The sequence below is a fragment of the Serratia sp. 121840015-1 genome, from assembly GCF_053627655.1.
Map to the genome: position 1 here is coordinate 361,894 of NZ_JBSEYF010000004.1, position 16,172 is coordinate 378,065.

The 16,172-nt window shown below is 50.0% G+C and carries 20 protein-coding genes; 18 read left to right on the forward strand and 2 right to left on the reverse strand.

The window, feature by feature from the left end:
* Nucleotides 1–190 precede the first annotated feature (190 nt).
* The 5 genes from ACUXAC_RS19890 to ACUXAC_RS19910 are packed head-to-tail and all read left to right on the forward strand — an operon-like array spanning nucleotide 191 to nucleotide 4,992.
* On the forward strand, nucleotides 191–595 hold the full coding sequence (locus ACUXAC_RS19890) for a TIGR03757 family integrating conjugative element protein (RefSeq protein WP_454266847.1): 405 nt from the start codon (nucleotides 191–193) through the stop codon (nucleotides 593–595).
* A 1-nt stretch (nucleotide 596) separates the two neighbouring features.
* Nucleotides 597–1,604, forward strand: coding sequence for a TIGR03756 family integrating conjugative element protein (locus ACUXAC_RS19895; RefSeq protein WP_454266849.1), 1,008 nt, complete (start codon nucleotides 597–599; stop codon nucleotides 1,602–1,604).
* 10 nt (nucleotides 1,605–1,614) lie between these two features.
* Entirely contained in the window at nucleotides 1,615–3,096 is a 1,482-nt protein-coding gene (locus ACUXAC_RS19900) for an integrating conjugative element protein (RefSeq protein ID WP_454266853.1), read from the forward strand.
* A gap of 16 nt (nucleotides 3,097–3,112) precedes the next feature.
* Nucleotides 3,113–3,484, forward strand: coding sequence for a hypothetical protein (locus ACUXAC_RS19905; protein WP_089181306.1), 372 nt, complete (start codon nucleotides 3,113–3,115; stop codon nucleotides 3,482–3,484).
* Nucleotides 3,481–4,992, forward strand: coding sequence for a conjugal transfer protein TraG N-terminal domain-containing protein (locus ACUXAC_RS19910; protein ID WP_454266850.1), 1,512 nt, complete (start codon nucleotides 3,481–3,483; stop codon nucleotides 4,990–4,992). Before ACUXAC_RS19905 ends, ACUXAC_RS19910 begins: the two co-directional genes overlap by 4 nt.
* A 34-nt stretch (nucleotides 4,993–5,026) precedes the next feature.
* On the opposite strand, the gene ACUXAC_RS19915 is transcribed toward ACUXAC_RS19910, so the two are convergent.
* Nucleotides 5,027–5,428 carry a hypothetical protein gene (locus ACUXAC_RS19915; RefSeq protein ID WP_342186927.1) on the reverse strand — a complete coding sequence of 134 codons (402 nt, stop codon included), beginning with the start codon at nucleotides 5,426–5,428 and terminating at the stop codon, nucleotides 5,027–5,029.
* 368 nt (nucleotides 5,429–5,796) lie between these two features.
* Between ACUXAC_RS19915 and ACUXAC_RS19920 the strand changes: the two genes are divergently transcribed.
* From ACUXAC_RS19920 to ACUXAC_RS19935, 4 genes are all read left to right on the forward strand, one after another.
* Nucleotides 5,797–6,084 (forward strand): hypothetical protein, encoded by a 288-nt coding sequence (locus ACUXAC_RS19920; protein ID WP_342186926.1) that lies wholly within the window; start codon nucleotides 5,797–5,799, stop codon nucleotides 6,082–6,084.
* 267 nt (nucleotides 6,085–6,351) lie between these two features.
* Entirely contained in the window at nucleotides 6,352–6,669 is a 318-nt protein-coding gene (locus ACUXAC_RS19925) for a hypothetical protein (RefSeq protein ID WP_342186925.1), read from the forward strand.
* Between the two features lie 14 nt (nucleotides 6,670–6,683).
* The gene (locus ACUXAC_RS19930; RefSeq protein ID WP_342186924.1) at nucleotides 6,684–7,286 is read left to right on the forward strand and encodes a hypothetical protein; all 603 of its coding nucleotides are present in this window, start codon (nucleotides 6,684–6,686) and stop codon (nucleotides 7,284–7,286) included.
* Between the two features lie 182 nt (nucleotides 7,287–7,468).
* On the forward strand, nucleotides 7,469–8,068 hold the full coding sequence (locus tag ACUXAC_RS19935) for a C39 family peptidase (protein WP_342186923.1): 600 nt from the start codon (nucleotides 7,469–7,471) through the stop codon (nucleotides 8,066–8,068).
* A 227-nt stretch (nucleotides 8,069–8,295) separates the two neighbouring features.
* On the opposite strand, the gene ACUXAC_RS19940 is transcribed toward ACUXAC_RS19935, so the two are convergent.
* Nucleotides 8,296–9,363 carry a hypothetical protein gene (locus tag ACUXAC_RS19940; protein WP_342186922.1) on the reverse strand — a complete coding sequence of 356 codons (1,068 nt, stop codon included), beginning with the start codon at nucleotides 9,361–9,363 and terminating at the stop codon, nucleotides 8,296–8,298.
* A gap of 1,011 nt (nucleotides 9,364–10,374) precedes the next feature.
* Here ACUXAC_RS19940 and ACUXAC_RS19945 point away from each other — a divergent pair.
* The 9 genes from ACUXAC_RS19945 to ACUXAC_RS19985 all read left to right on the forward strand — a co-directional run bounded on the left by ACUXAC_RS19945 (nucleotide 10,375) and on the right by ACUXAC_RS19985 (nucleotide 16,155).
* Nucleotides 10,375–11,274 (forward strand): integrase domain-containing protein, encoded by a 900-nt coding sequence (locus ACUXAC_RS19945; RefSeq protein WP_342186921.1) that lies wholly within the window; start codon nucleotides 10,375–10,377, stop codon nucleotides 11,272–11,274.
* 533 nt (nucleotides 11,275–11,807) lie between these two features.
* On the forward strand, nucleotides 11,808–12,146 hold the full coding sequence (locus ACUXAC_RS19950) for a hypothetical protein (protein ID WP_342186919.1): 339 nt from the start codon (nucleotides 11,808–11,810) through the stop codon (nucleotides 12,144–12,146).
* Between the two features lie 88 nt (nucleotides 12,147–12,234).
* Entirely contained in the window at nucleotides 12,235–12,609 is a 375-nt protein-coding gene (locus ACUXAC_RS19955; RefSeq protein ID WP_342186918.1) for a hypothetical protein, read from the forward strand.
* A 95-nt stretch (nucleotides 12,610–12,704) separates the two neighbouring features.
* Nucleotides 12,705–13,283: a hypothetical protein gene (locus tag ACUXAC_RS19960; RefSeq protein ID WP_342186917.1), complete on the forward strand. Its 579-nt coding sequence runs from the start codon at nucleotides 12,705–12,707 to the stop codon at nucleotides 13,281–13,283.
* A 74-nt stretch (nucleotides 13,284–13,357) separates the two neighbouring features.
* Entirely contained in the window at nucleotides 13,358–13,843 is a 486-nt protein-coding gene (locus tag ACUXAC_RS19965; RefSeq protein ID WP_342186916.1) for a hypothetical protein, read from the forward strand.
* Between the two features lie 86 nt (nucleotides 13,844–13,929).
* Complete coding sequence (locus ACUXAC_RS19970) at nucleotides 13,930–14,532, forward strand: DUF3085 domain-containing protein (protein ID WP_342186915.1); 603 nt, start codon at nucleotides 13,930–13,932, stop codon at nucleotides 14,530–14,532.
* A 75-nt stretch (nucleotides 14,533–14,607) separates the two neighbouring features.
* Nucleotides 14,608–15,618, forward strand: coding sequence for an ArdC family protein (locus ACUXAC_RS19975; RefSeq protein ID WP_342186914.1), 1,011 nt, complete (start codon nucleotides 14,608–14,610; stop codon nucleotides 15,616–15,618).
* An 11-nt stretch (nucleotides 15,619–15,629) separates the two neighbouring features.
* Nucleotides 15,630–15,908 carry a TA system toxin CbtA family protein gene (locus ACUXAC_RS19980; RefSeq protein WP_342186913.1) on the forward strand — a complete coding sequence of 93 codons (279 nt, stop codon included), beginning with the start codon at nucleotides 15,630–15,632 and terminating at the stop codon, nucleotides 15,906–15,908.
* Entirely contained in the window at nucleotides 15,901–16,155 is a 255-nt protein-coding gene (locus tag ACUXAC_RS19985; protein WP_342186912.1) for a hypothetical protein, read from the forward strand. Before ACUXAC_RS19980 ends, ACUXAC_RS19985 begins: the two co-directional genes overlap by 8 nt.
* Nucleotides 16,156–16,172 lie beyond the last annotated feature (17 nt).

Consider the following 16,172-nt stretch of genomic DNA (forward strand, 5'->3'; position numbering starts at 1 on the left):
CCTCATAAGCGATTTGTCATACCGTCGACCAAAATCATATAACAAGGTCTACTCAATTGCATAAATTCTTGCAGCATAGATTCAGCGTTAGCGTAGTAAAATTATCGCAATCCAATAAAGACTTCTTTGCTGTCTTTCTGAGCGCTCCATAGCACCCTGTGTGGATTCTATCCACGCAGGAGTGCACGCCATGAAAATCAACACGTTGCTGACGTTGTTTCCTCTGCTGATGCCGGCATCGGTGCTTGCCGGCACGGTACTGTATACCGATTCCCACCATCCTCCGACGAATAATGATGCTTCCGTGACCGTGATTTATCTTGACGGTCCGGAGCAGTTGCAGACGCAGCTCTTCGGCGCACTGTCGTCGAACCCGGATGAAGCGCAGCGGCAGGCGCAAGCCGTACTTCAGTCACCACAATGGCAGGCGCATGAACAGGAGCTGGAGACGGTTTACCGTGCGGTGGTGCGCACCTGGGAACTGGGCGTCAAAAAAGTCCCCGCGGTCGTGTTTGACGATCGGGATGTGGTGTATGGCACCGCTGATATCGCCCGGGCCACCGCGTTGCGCGCGAAGTCACTGGAGGGCCAGTGACATGCAACGATTTCCCTTGCAGTTGGCGTCTTCCGGACAACCCCGGCTGACCCTTAAATCCCTCGGTGTAGCCATGATGCTGTCTGCGGCCGGCGTGCCGGCGGCGAATGCCGCGCTCAACAGCGCACAGATTGTTGCCAGTGCGGTGTCGCAGTCCTGCATCAGCTGGCGCGTCAGCGGTATCTGCTACTGGTTGTTCTGCAGTTGGGGCGGCTGCACTGTCCGAACTTCGGTCAAAGTTAGCCATTTCATCCCGGAGGCGGTGGTGTCGGCGTATAACACTCCGGGAGGCAACCCGTGGTGTGAGATGTCGATGGTCAGTCAGGCCGCCGGCGGACTCGAGAGCAGTATCACCAGCGCACTGGGCGGCGTTGCAGCCGGCGGTGGCAACAATGAGCTGAAAACCCCCGGGCAGCGTAAAACCAACCTTCACTTCAAGTATGCCGATGCCATTGGTCATCCGGCGACGACCCTGATTGGCGGCAGCATTGCCGGCTATTCGTGCCGCAGTGCCGCGACCCCCTTCGTGCCGTATTTCCTCAGTACGCTGGACAGCCTGGCATGGCGTACTGGTATGCCGGAATCCCTCTATCCCGAAGCATTGGTGCCTGGTCAGCGTGAGGTCGGCAGTCAGGCGGCCGCGAATATGTGGGGCAACGTCTATCCCCGTTCGGGATTTGTGACCCAGGTCGATGACGACAAGGCGGGTGCTCTGGTGGCACAGCGTGTGGCGGACATCATCACTCGCTCTGGTCAGCCGCACGTCTACCAGCCCCTGATGGGCCAGCGCTCGGAAGGGTACTGGCCACCAGGTGCAGTTCAGGAAAATACCGGAACCAGCAACCACAAATGGCAACGCCTTGCGCCGCAGCTCAGCCAGTCCTGCGCGGTATTCCCGGACGGTGACCATACGCCGGCTGCGGATGCGAACGCTGCCTTTGCCCTGTGGCAACCCTACAGCTGCTGCCAGCGCCGCGGGCAGCGTTTCCTCTACAGCACAGATTTCTGAGGCATAAATGATGAAAAACACGATGAATAAATCTCTCTGGGGACGGCGCAGCCTGCTGTCTCTGCTGATTGCCGGCAGCCTGGCGATGGCCGGTGTGAGCGCACACGCTGACGACAATGACGATAACGGCACCCTGTTTGGTATTTCACTGCCCCAGGTGAATGACAGCAATATCGGTTACGGGAAGAACGCCAGCGGCGCGGTCTCGGACAAGCTGTTCTATTCCCTGGGCGGAGGCTCGGTGATATCGCAGCCGGCGACGCGTGGCAATATGCAGCGCCTGGGGATGAACCTGGGCTGGAGCTCGGATTTGATGTGCGGCAACTTCGACCTGAAGAGCACCATCGGTAACCAGCTCAATGGCGTGACGGACGGGTTCAAGAGCCTGATGGGTAACGTTATTCAGGGTGCTACCGGTGCGGTAGCCAGTCTGCCGGCGATGGCTATCCAGCGTGCTAACCCTGGCTTGTATGAAATGCTGACAAACGGGGTATTGCAGGCCAACGTGGCATTCGACAAAGCCCAGCTCAATTGCCAGAACCTCTCCAAACGGATGATGGATATGGTGGATACCGGCGGCTGGAGCCAGGCGGCGGCGATGGAGGAGGCCAAAAGCCTGGTCAACAACGGGGATGCGGATGCGATCCGATCGATGAACGCCACCGAGAAAGTGACCGGACAATCCGGCCAGACCTGGATCGGTGGACAGAAGCGCGGCGGCGCCGGTCAGCCGGCCATCAAACCGACGCACGATCTGGCTGCAGCCGGCTACAACATGATGAATGCGTTGCCGGTCACCAGTACCTCCAACGTATTCGGCAGCAGCTGTACCGGCGGAGCCTGTACCAAATATGCCAGCAGTGAAGAAGCGGCAGCCGCTGTGGTGAAGGTGTTGGGCGACACCTCGCTGCGCACCTGCAAGGACGCAGCGCAATGCACCAGTGGCGAAGGGACCGAACAGCCAGGCAGCACCGTAGCCGGTACAGGTTTTGCGCCGATGCTGGAAGAGGCAACCAAGGCGAATAACGAACAGTTGGCCAGACTGGTCAACGGGGCAGAAAAACCCACCGCGGGCAACCTGGCCAAACTCAAAACGGGCAGTCTGGCAGTGACCGCCGGCGTTATCAAGGCACTGCAGCGCGATCCGGATAATGCCGCTCTGGTTGGGCGTCTGGCCAGTGAACTGGCGATGGCGGATACCATCGAAACAGCCTTTATCATGCGGCGCATGATCACCACTGGGATGTCTGAGCCGAACGCCTCTGCGCAGAAAGTCGCGATTGAAGAAGGCGATCGGCGTATCGAGGCGCTGGATCGTGAGATCACGGCGCTCAAGAACGAGATGGAGATGAAGCGTGAGATTGCGCGTAACGCGGTGCTGACCATCATCGACAGGGAGAACAACCGGGCGGAAACCAACCCGCAGCGTCAGTCGGTTGACAGCCCGGATACTAAATTCAACCAGCTGGCCGTGCCGGAAAGCGACCAGTAATTGTGAGGATGAATCAATGACCGGAACAGAGAAAAAAGCGGTGACGCCTACCAGGAGGCGCCGGTTTGGTCTGCGGGCAAAGCGTGTTCTGCAGATGTTGGGCATGCTGGTGATAGCGATGATAGTCGCGCTGGGCATGGCTCACTGGGGTGTCAATCACCCGGGAGAGAGTGCCGCGCTGCGTGACTGGGTGCACAGCACCCGTTATGGCTGGCTGAGCTGGCGCCTGGCGCTTTACGCGGCGCTGGCCTGGGGGTTCTGGAAAGTCTGGCATGCGCCGGGCTGCAAACCAGAATACCGGCAACCCCTCAAACGCATGGCCATCGCCTGCGCGGTATTTTCCCTGGCCTGTGAATACAGCCTCTTTGGTGGAGGGCTGTCGTTATGATGACCAATAGCTATCTGGAGTATTTCCTGACGTTGCTTGGCTGGCTGATTAACAATGGCCTGTGGGAGCTGCTGGTCAGTACGGGGCTGTTTGTGCTGCCGTTGCTATTCAAGGTAGTGGCCATCTGGCTGAGGGTGCGTGAGGAAGGGGAGGATGAGGGCAACAAAGGGATGCTGTCTCTGCCACGCATCGAAAACCTGCTCTACGGGGCATTTTTTGTGATGCTAGCCTGCTGCCTGCCGCTGATGAATGTCAGCCTCGACACCATCAAGTACGACAGCAGCCGGGCGGCGACCTGTGGCACCTGGACGCCGAAGAAGCCGGATGAAACGGGCTACGCCAACATCATGTCGAGCCTGAATGGCCAGACGGCGAAGGTGCCGGTGTGGTGGTTATTGATGCATAAGCTGTCGAAGGGGATCACGTCGGCGGCCGTAGCCACCATTCCGTGCAGGCCAGATCTGCGGCAGGTCCGTTTTGAAGTCCAACACAGTCGGGTCAACAACCCGGCGCTGGCGAAGGAACTGCAGGACTTCACCAACGACTGCTACGCGCTGGCATTATATACTTGGCAGAACCGCGACCAGGGCCAGACGACGGACAAAGCCACCCTGCGTGACATCGAGTGGCTGGGGTCGAAAACCTTCCTGAACGGCGGGTACTACAACAACCTGCAGTCCAAAACTCCGCGTACCAGTTTCCCCTGGAATGAGGGGCGGGACAGCGGCCAGCCAAACACTGGACGAGGGGGATATCCAACCTGCAGCGAGTGGTGGTCATCTGGCGAAACGGGGCTGGAAGCCCGCGTGGTGAAACAGGTCGATCCGGGCGTCATGCTGCGGATGTCTGCCGCGCTGAAGATGATGGGGCAACCTGATGCGGACTATAAAGAGGCGGTGGTGCGCCGCCTGGTCAGTCCGGATAACCTGACGGTCTCCCAGGGCGGACGCGCTTATGCCGGTTACGGAGGCAATGCAGACTTTACCCTGGACAACTCGGTTAACCGGCTCGCGTCGCTGGGCGGAACCGCGCTGGGGAGCCTGGCGGCGTACCCGGCATTTGATGCGATGCGTCAGGCACTGCCGATGGTGCAGGCGGTGCTGCTGATGGCCGTCTACATCATGGTGCCGCTTATCCTGGCGTTCGCTGCCTACGAGTACAAGACGGTGATTACGGTGACGTTCGTGGTGTTTGCGCTGAATTTCCTGACATTCTGGTGGGAACTGGCGCGCTGGCTGGACAGCTGGTTACTGGAGGCATTGTACAGTTCGGACTCGCACAGCCGCTGGAATGTGGCCGGGTTCCAGAATAGTGCCGATGACCTGATTATGAATCTGGTGATGGGCTGTATGTTTATTGTCCTACCAGCCTTATGGTTAGGAGCGCTGTCTTGGGCTGGAGTAAGTGTGGGTCAAGCAATTGGTAATGCTATCAGCACCGGCTCTAAGAAGGCTGAAAGCACAGGTGGGGATGCGGTAGATACTTTGAAAAAAACTGTCAAATTATAGTCGTTCCTATTTAAGGAGATGTATCTTCATCTCCTTAGTCTTCTTCATTATCCATTCTATGTGACGTAATCAAACTATCAGGGCCAGAATATAATCCAAAGCCCTGATCTCCGTTTCTATACTCTGAGGTTGCCTGCTTATTGGAATCGCTGTCATCAAAAGCTTGAGAGGCAATACTCTGTAATATGAACGCGATCGCCCAGATGAAAAGCAGAGCGCCCGTAATGATCGCGCCACCTACCAACATAATGGTGAGTGATCCCAGTAATGCGACGGCGACAGGCATATGGCCTAACCAAGCTGGTAGGTTGTAATTACGAGCCTTTGTCAGCCAGAACGAGTCCCATTTCAAAATCGTATCTTGAAGACGTTTCCACAGGCTTGCCATACGTACCCCACGCCGATAGGCGTGGTACTGTCTTGTTTTGTTCATCATCACATTTTCACTTTTTAGCCAGATGATAACCAGACTTCAATTGTAGCTTAAATAATAATCAATGACTACTTGGCTCATCAGGCCGTAAGCAGCTAGGCTTTTTTGTGTTCGGGGGGGGGGATGGAACTAAAACGAACGATATAATAATAACTATATAATTTTAAACTATTTTTCTTGGTTTAAGGATCTGTCGGACACACCCACAGCTTAGAGCTGTGCGGTGTGTCTCTTGTTCTTTGCCTTAACTTAGGCTGTCAAATCGTATCGTTAAGAAACCTTTGCTTTCACTTATTGACAATCTGTATGTATATGGCAAAATCCACACAAAGATAACGATAATCATTATCAACAATGGACGTTGTTCAGATATGAAGCAAAAACTAGCTCCTTTTACAATGTTAGCATTGTGCTTTGTCACAAAGCTTGCTTATGCAGAAAATATACCTAATCTTGTCGTTGGTGCAGGAGGTATCTACAAAGTTGAAGACTTCCTACCAGAGGAAAATAAGTGGACAATAAGTTCTGGCATTTCAATTTATGAAAATACTAAAACTAACACATCACCGCAGTACTCACTAAACATCACCTCATTAGGTTCTTTTTTTATAGACAACTCCGTCTCTATAATTACCACTAATACAAAGCAACTTTCCTGATATACTTCTTTTCAATATGGCGTTAGCAATAATTTATCACTTCGTGGAACAGTTATTGGAAAATACACGAAAAAAGACACTACCGACGAGCAATTTAAGCTTAACACTGAAAACAAACATAGTGTTGACAACTATAACTTTGGGGTTTCATATCGGATAGAGAATTTTTATCCACTTACAGTGGTGAGCGCTGGTACGGGGTTTAAGGCTGGTAGCCTTAATAATTACACATTATCATCCTCTTTTAGTTGGATTTTGGATCCCGTTGTGCTTACTTTATATCCTTCATATATCGATGGTATATCTAATAGGAAAGATGATGTTAAATACCGCTATTTCTCAACTACAGGAATTATAAGTGTTGCTTTAAATAATGATATAGACATTAAGTTTGGTGCCTCTAAAGATATTTACAGCATGAAAAAAAAGAAGCCTCACTCTCCATCTTGGGATACAGCTAGTTCATTAATAACCGGCATCACCTTCAATAGCTGGAAGGATTTTACTGCTGATTTTAGCATCGATCATGAACTAGGTGGCATGGATTCAAACACATTTTCTATCGACTTTTCATGGAGGGTATAATTATGGAAATAAGAATGAAAACTTTTAAATATTTAATTCTTTCATTATGTCTACTAAACTTTAATTCCACAGCTTCAACTGTACAAAAGATCGATGATCTTGAATATAAACCTTATCAAGTTATGACTGATGCGGAGTTGAATAGTACGAAAGGAAAAGCCATTCCGGTTGTACTTGTACCTATCTTATGGGCAGCAGCTCAAGGAGCCACTGTAAACTTAAGCGCTTATCTAGCGCAAACAATTGGAGCTGGAAATGAAGTGAAATTCAATGAAGCACTAGCTGCAGCGGCTGTTGGCGCAGGTATTGGCGCTGTGGGCGGCGCCCCATTAATGGCTGATAAATTTTTACTCACTGAAGCTGGTGGATTGTTATTTGGTGGCTTGGCTGGTGAATATCTAGGGAAAAATAAAAATAAGGTTGGGCCTGCTCTAGATTCTGTTCCGTCTCAAGCGGATTTAAACAAAATTTTGAATGATCCTAACTGGGGTGATAGTCATTTTAAAAATATGCCTGGTCTTAGTGGAGGCCGCTACAAAGAAGCAATGCAGAAAGCTGTGGACGATCCTGCTTCATGGAATAAGTTAATGAAACAAAGATGTACGGCTTGTCATTAAAGGGGCTATCATGAACTTTATTTATATCGTTTTTATTTATGTCATGTGGTTTTTTTTATTTAAAATTTTGAGTGGTAAATATAAGTGGTTAAACGCAATATATTCAATTATACCTGCATTTTTAACTGTTTGCTTAGTTAGGTGGTTTATTGGTTAGTTGTTAAATTGTTTAAAGGATACATATGAATGAAAAAAGATTCGTGTTTATATTGGGTTTTTCTCTAGTATTAGGATTGTATAGTGAGGCTTTTGCCATTGAAAGGCCTCGAGATAAAGTGAAGGAGTACTTTTCTGAAGCAAAGACAAAGAATATAGAAAGACAACTGTTTGACAATTCATGCGGAATTGCATCATTGGCTTTTGTTCTGAATAAGTACTATGACAAAAGCACTTCGGAGAAAAATCTATTTTTCTTTATTGGTTTAAAGCCTGAATATTCGTTGGGGGATTTGAAGAAAACCGCTAACACATTTAATATTGTAACGGTTGGATTAAAAATCAAACTGAATGAGTTAAAAAGATTAAAATCACCAGCCATCTTGAAAACCAGTACAAACGGAGGGCATTTCATTGTGTATACAGGTTATAAAGATGGGTGGTTTCAAGTTGTGGATCCTGCTAAAGGGAGGATGAACTATTTTGAGAGCGAACTAGAGAAAATATTTAAAATAGAAGGAGGAGATCATGGTGCTGCGTTGGTTTTTATCTCCAACATAAAAAATAATTTTGATGATAAAATTCTTTACACCAACTCTACGAATAGACTCTTTTTGGAAAAATGATTCGTTTATATTAATAATCTGGATGGATACTCTTTATGCATTTTTATCAATCTATTCATCAATGGTTCTATATGCTTTGCAGGAAAAATACAGCGCTCTAAAACTGACAGTGAGATGCGTCGAGATCACTTATCGGCAGTGGGGTAACTAAATGTACTTATATACTAAAATTAAAGGTGCGTATATCGATAAAAGTAAGGGCGCTGACTGCGCCCTAAATAGCAAGGTCAAATATCCCCATGCATTATCTTCATTGCGTTAATTATAACTGACATTTTTTCGTCCCCGATGGCCTTCAGAAACTTCTCTTTAAATTCATTATAGAGTTCTGATACGTATATTAACCTGAGTGAATCTATGTCTATCGTTCCGTTATTATCAGTGGAGTGCGGTGGCCAGATGGTTACTTTATCAGAGTCATTATACGATCTGGAAAAAGCGTCTAATTCGTCCCGGTTTATTAAGCGAATGATCGCAAGTAGGTGCTTTAATGAGTATGGCTTGATAAAGTGCTTTCCTTCGATAACCAAGAAAACGGATGCAGGGTCATCATATCTTAGTTCGCTGCCATGGCAAACTATAGAAAAATTTAAATCATCGACGCAAAAATCCACTCTATGCGAAGGGATGTTTTGAGCAAGTTCTTTTACCCTCCATTTCTCTTTGTTTTTTTGAATGATTCCGCGTGTAACAAGAGGGAATAATTTTTGTAATCTTGCTTTGGTAAATATTAAATCTATAGTTTCTTTTGGGTACTGCGCAAAGTTAAATGCTCCACTTTCCAATGGGCGGGTTAAATATTCGGCGTAGGTGCCATCGATGCATTTATTAATAACTGATTTTATACTGCTGATAGTTTCATCTAGGTTTTCATCTGATAGGTCAAAACAACGGTAGACATAATGTTTATCAAAGGTAATATTTTCACGTGCTGAAACAGTAACCAGGTCTAATGATATGTCAATAATTACCTTGATATAATCATTACTAACAGCATGACTGTGAAAGAGATAGGCCTGATGGCAGTGGTGTATAATGAACTTTAGCTCAGACAGGCTTAAGCGCGTTGCCTGTGTGTTTATTGTACTGAAGAGTTTTATGTAAATGTCGGAAATGCTTTTATCTGGATTCTCCATAAGTTCAAAGTAATGTTTCTTCTCAAAGTCTTCGTTGTCCAAGCTTGCTTCCAGGACAGTCTGAACATGTTCAGTCAGCGATTTATTTCGTGACTCTGTACGAGCCTTTAAACTATTCATTAATCGTTCAGGGAAACGAAAGGATGAAGGTACTTTCATGTTATTTTCTTTTTTGTGTAATGCAATTTTATGTAGTGTAATACACCGTAACCAGCGAACGAAATCAAGTCAAGTGATTGACGGGATTCGATAGGATCGCTTACCCTACTCGAGTTGTATCGTCGTCTTCGGACGACCATCCAATGTCTCAGCGCTCTGTGAGAGACGCCTTCGGGTGAGTGCCATCCAATGTTTCATGTGACCTGTGAGAAACGCCTTCGGGTGGTCACAATATCCTCGTAGCCTGGAAGAGGATGCCCATGTGGCGGTACCTCCGTTTACCCTTTGAGAACGGAGATCACGGCAGTGATGAAGGTTCATTTGCGACTCAACCGCGCCAGTCCTGGTACGGTTCCTTTCACCAATAACGTATGTATTACGTTTTTCAGCTATAGAGCTCGCTATGGCGATGTTCTACGCTTCAACGGTTTGATTCTCTTATCTTTTATGACGAGTTGCTAACGATGCGACTTTTGAACGCACGTATAAGGCCATTGGGTACATTTGGCCGCTTACGTGAGTCTCATTAGGAGCAGAGGAGCGCGCGTCACTTGTGAAGTGGCGAAGACACTACCAAGTGACGCGCGTAGCGCATAACGTCTCAACCCACGCACGACGTGGCTTTCAACGTTTTACTACCATCTGACCAACATGTAGTCCGTGTCAGTACGGTCTTAAACACTCATTCACTTCAACGTAATTACGACGGGAAATCCGTTTTGAACGTTTCACTATCTAAAAAGGAGGAAATCGACTCGGTATCGATGGCGACACTACGAACAGTAGTGTTGGAGGCAGCTTGACGAAAGTCAGCTCTGCATAAGCAGCAAACAGATCAGAGATCTGGGGTGCCTCGCAAGAACTCAACATTTCGCCGCCCCGATGCACAGATACCAGTCGAGACGCAGGAAGCGCAAAAGCAACCGTGTCGTCGGGGTTGAAATTACTGAGGTACAGATCCGTCTGCTTCTTTAAAAGCAGAAGGACGTGTATCCCATTGGAGGTATTAAGATGTCCAGATTCGGTAAACAGCTGGGAAAACAACTTGTCACGCTAGCTCGTCAGGGACGAGGGAGTTTTAAAACCGTTGCTGACCGTTCCAGAATTGCAGACCGTTTTTCTGAACGTCTGGCAAAGTTGAATATTCAAATCAGGGATGTAAAACACATTAAAACGACCCATATCGAAAAGTACATTCGTAGCCGGCAGGCTGAGAACATATCGCTTCGCACATTGCAAAACGAGATGGCAGTCGTGCGTTCAGTCATGTCCGCTGCTGGGCGAAATAAACTGGCCGATCCCAACCATGAGAAATTGAGCAACCAGGCTTTAGGGATTTCAGGTGCTAACCGTGATGGAACAAAAGCTCCTATTTCGGATGAGAAGTTAACTGCTGTCATAAATCACGTCTTAAAAAAAGATGCAGGGGTAGCATTGGGTGTTCAGTTGTCTCGCTATGTAGGTTTGCGAACGGAAGAAACTGTTCAGTCAGCAAAGTCATTAAAAACATGGCGGCAGGCTTTAATTAATGGCGACGAGCGTGTACGAGTTATTTTTGGTACGAAAGGAGGTCGCCCTCGCGATACAACTATTTTTAATCGTGAGAAGGTTTTATCTATTTTAGATGCTGCAATAAAGCATTGTGATGACCACAATGGAAAATTGATTGATAAACCTTCATTGCATACAGCAATAGAACGTTATCGAAATATTGTTCGTGAAGCAGGAATGACAGGGAAAGATGCTCCCCATAGTTTGCGATACGCTTATTCACGCGATGCGGTGACTCATCATGTTAAAAATGGAATGAGTCGTGTAGAAGCGGAGGCATTGGTATCGATGGATTTGGGACATGGGGATGGCCGAGGTCGTTATATTAAGCAAGTCTATTTCAAAGGTGATGTGGAGTAACGGATTAATTTCTTTAAGTGCGCGTGGTTTTATTAATTTAAAATTTTCTCAACTGTATACGTGAATATGATGGTTCGTACATAACGGTCGCAGCTCTCACAGGGCTGCGACCTCAAAATCATAATGGTACTGAGACGTTACGTTATTAGGATATCAGGAAATATTATTCCAAAAACAGGTGCGCATGGCCTCTTGACAGATCAGCGATTTGCTCGGAAAATAAACATGCTTACTCGTTGTCTTCGGACAACCAGCCAATGCTTCAGCACTCTGTGAGAAGCGCCTTCGGGTGAGTGCCAACCAAAGTTTCAGCGGTCTGTGAGAAACGCCTTCGGGCGACTGCGAATATCCTCGTAGCCTGAAAGAGGAAGCCCCAGTGGCGGTAACCCTGTTTAACCTTTGAGAACAGGGATCACTTAACGGTGATGAAGGTATTGACCGATGTCATAACGACTGCGGTTGCTGCAATCTGATCCCCCGGGGAAACACCTTTCCCCTGGGAGCGGTGTTCCCTTTTTTACAGGAGAAACACCATGTCTGTTTTTACTTCTTCAGTTGTTCCTGATTTCTTCTCAACCCTGCACCGTGTCAAATCGGCTGTCCAGCGAATACCTTTTTGCATGGCGCCGCCGCGTTTTACTGACTGGTACGTCAATGCAGCAGGTAATTTTGCCGTTCGCGCGCATGTTATCTGCAGTGATGAGGGTTCGGTCAGCGCGTTACTGACGCTGCGCAAAGGTTGGTACAAAGGCGAATATACCTACGCAAGCACCCACGTTGTGCTGTCTTGCAAGCATACCGAGCGCAGAAAAGCTTACCGACTCGCCAGCCAACATGCTGAGCATTTGGCCAGACTGCGTTACCGCTTTTAGAGCGGTCGGTTTACCCACTTAATACCCTGACGGGGATTTACACCCGTTATGGGGATAAATCCCTCGGCATTTTATGGAGGATTTATCGATGCATACCCCGTTACCCAACGTACTTGACGTGAAAACCGCGCTTGATGCGTTTCATTTCCTTTGCCTGGTTGAAGGCAAGCTCATGAGTATCCGGGCTTGCCAGCGTCTGGGACTGGGTCTTGAACGTGAAAATTCCACTGAGCTGAATGATGTGGAAAATGCCGTTATCAATGCGGGTGAGGCCTTTGGTGGTTTCCTGCTCGTCATGCAGTACGGCTATATATCGACACTTTCCGCTAACGGGCAAGCGCTTATGGCTCGCCTGGATACTCTGAGCAAAGATATTCACGCGTCATATTGGGCTCAGGCCGTGGAGCAAGGCAAGCGCGATGTCGAAGCCGACATTGCGATTGGCGAGCTCGAGGTTTGGTGATCGGTACGGCCGCCTGACAGACACACACCCTGACGGGGATTTATTCCCGTCCGGGGGATAAATCCCCCCAATTTTTTGTTACCGGAGGATTTATCGTGAGTATGAACGTTTATTTTGTCGCATCACCATCCCAGGACGCGTGGATTGATTTCACCCTGGCGGTGACCGAGGTGTTCTGGTTGTTGCCTGAAGAGGCCCGGCCAGAAGGTATCACGGAAGCCGGTCAGCTGTTTGATGGCATGATCTTCGAAACGGCCGGTCTACGTGTATCACCGGGAGCAGAGGAAAATATCCCGATGCAACCGATGCCTTACGTCGAAGAACGTGTGGGGTTCTTTCAGCGCCCTGATTTTTTTCACCGACTGGTTCTGATACTGATTCATAACCTGTGCCCTGGCTCTGTACGGATAGAGCGGAACGACTCCAGACTTTCCAAAAATCCAGGATGGGAGTTGCCACTACTCTGGTTGCGCCACCACCTTAAACGCCCGGAACTTCTTGCTCCGGGTGAAGTGGATGAGGCGGCACTGGCTGATGACTCCATTCTTTACCATTTGGAAGGGTATAACAGTCATAACGATGATCCCGATGAATTGCTTTGTCGCTGGCGCGCTATTGTCGGCATGGATGAAGTGCTGGCGGTGCGTCTGAATCAGGCGCATTCGGCGGCATAGTCGCGATTTTTTGATTCACCCGGCAGGGCTTCCCTGCAGGGGAGCTCCTGTCCGTATACCAAGAGGAGTGACCCATGGGGCTTGATATCAACTTTTTCCGTCAGCGTAAGGCTGACTATCCGATGTTGCCGGTAAACGGCGACTGGACACCCATCGGTGACTGGGTGCCGTGTTCACCAGCGTGGCTGGAGGACGGCGGTGATTGTGCGCAGGCGCCGCGAAGATACAACCACAAAACGTGTAACCACTACCATCCGCCGCTGCTGGTTCACACCTGTCATTTTCGCGGGTTTACTGCGTTGATGTATTGGGTGGAAAACAGTGTCGGGGACGTCACAAGCGGTGAACTGATGGCGTTCGACCGCAACGACGTCCAGATGCTGGATTTGTGTCTGTCGCGGCTGAATGAAGCGAACTGCCATGAAGAGTTTCCTTCTGAATCTCGTGACTACGACGGTATTTACTGGACGCAGGTCGATTTACTGAAGGCGTACGTTAACAACGTTCTTGCCGGTTTTGATTTCAGTCGGGACCACCTTTACTTCCGGGCTTCGTGGTAATACCACCCACTGACCATAACGTTTCATTTCCCTGGAGGGGCTTTCCCTCCCGGGGAAGTCCGTCTCCGCAACTCAGGAGACTTATCATGTTGCATTTTAACCCTGCAGAGCTGCGCGCCGTCGTGGCTGAAGTCCGCGCCAATCAGTGTGCGTTGGTGTTGGCCAAGGATAATGGCGTCTATCTGATGCCGGCCGTGGGCGAACGAAACGCCACCGGCCGTATCAAACACCTGGCGTATGCCGACGGGTGTCATCCTGACAAGGATGAGGCCTGGTATGAAACGTCCCGGCATCTTGCCGGCGGCGACGACTTTGGCGAGGAGCTGGTGCTGAACGACAGTTGTATCGAACGAATACTGTCGCAAGGCCATGAGCTCTGGATACATCTGTTACCCGAAACGGTCTATATGCACGTTGCCACGGTTAACTGGGTGTGTGTCGCCGATTATCGCCGGGTGACCGCGTGCATGCTGCAGCTGGCCGAGGTCCATTACTCGGTCTGCGTCAGCCAGGATGAGTTTAAACACTGGCGTGAGCGCGCCATCAACCTGCTGGCCACGGCCTGTCATACCGATTGCAAACGGGCAAAACCCGCCGATCGAGACGATTACCTGGCTCTGTTCGAACGGCTTAAACAGCGTGTTGACACAGTGAATCCGAAAGGGGCGCTGCGTTACCCCGCGCTCTAACCACTTTTCCTGTCCCCTGGGGCGTATTCTTCGCCGCCAGGGGAGGAATGCGCCTTTTTCATTGAGGAGCATTCCATGAAGAAAACATCACCATCACGCCGGCCAGCAAAAGCCCGTCGCGAACGACCAGACCTGTACCAACAGGTCACGGACAACATCATCGGCGCCATCGAGCGTGGCACCTTACCCTGGCGCAAGCCCTGGCGGACTGACCGGAACCGGATTTATACCGGGTCTGTCATGCCGCAGAACGGAACGACGGGTTACCACTACAGCAGCGTAAATGTGCTGCTGTTGTGGATAGCTGCGGAAGAACGCGGTTTTCACTCCAATCGCTGGCTGACTTATAAGCAGGCGGAAGCCGTCGGTGGCCATGTACGTGCCGGCGAGACGGCAACCCTGGCCGTGGTATTCAAACCCTGGGATAAGCAGGTGGAGGACGCTGATGGCCGGCAGCTGTTTGACGAAGAGGGGAAACCGCTGAAAACGCGAATACCTATGCTGAAGCCGCTGTACCTGTTTAACGTTGCCCAATGCAACAACCTCCCGGAAACCGTTGTCGGCGTTATGCCGGTAACCGAGACGGATGAGGGTGATGCGTCGGTTGATGCGAAAACGCAGGCTCAGGTTAACACCCTCGTTGAGGCCTGCGGCGTTCGGATTGAACAGGTTTACCAGGACAGGGCGTTTTACTCCCCGCTCCGGGACCAGATTGTCCTGCCACAGGCTCAGCAATTTCGGACTGAGGCGGATTACTGGTCGACGTTGTTGCATGAACTGGTGCACAGCACCGGTCATGCAACACGGCTCAACCGTGAGGGCATCACGTCTTCCTCCCGTCGGTTCGGCGACCCGGTGTATGCGTTCGAGGAACTGGTGGCCGAGCTGGGCAGCGCCTTTATGTGCGCGCAGCTTGGCGTCTTTGGTGACATCCAGCACGACAGCTACCTTGAGCACTGGCTCAGGGTGTTGCGTGAAGATAAGCGCGCGCTGTTTCGTGCGGCCAAACAGGCCCGTGAGGCATCAGAATTTTTGCTGAAGCCTCTGGCGGACCCGGTGACAACCGATCCAGCCGTTGCGGCATGAGGAGTCTGGTGATGACGATTGAACAACGTTACTGGCAGACCATTGCCGGCAGGTTACTGGCCAAATATTTTGGCCTGGCGTTAAACGATACCGATCTGTGTGAGGCGGAGTGCGTGATGGCTTTACAGGAAGCGGGAGTACGGCCGTTTGAGGCGATCAACAACCTGGTGGATAAATACCACCTGGTACGCCTCGGCGCCAATCCCTTTACCTCATCATCACCGTATCTGCGCCAGGTGGAAGAGCTGGGCGTGATCGGTGAAACAGAACAGGAGATAACCAATGACTAAAGCCACCAACAAGGGGCTGCAGATAACCGTTGATCCTGAGATTGCCCGCGAGCTGGCCTACATGCTGAAGCTTCAGCAGACCTGTGGCGCCGCTGTTCAGCTTGAGAATGTCGAGGGCCTGATCCATTACATTCTGGCGAGTATCGCCGATGGTAGCCGACGTCCGGGCTCGAGGGAGCGCGGAATATTGGTACAGCTGGGATTGGTCGCTAATGGCGACGAACATCAGGTATACCGGGCTCACTAGTGCGAGCACGCCCACTA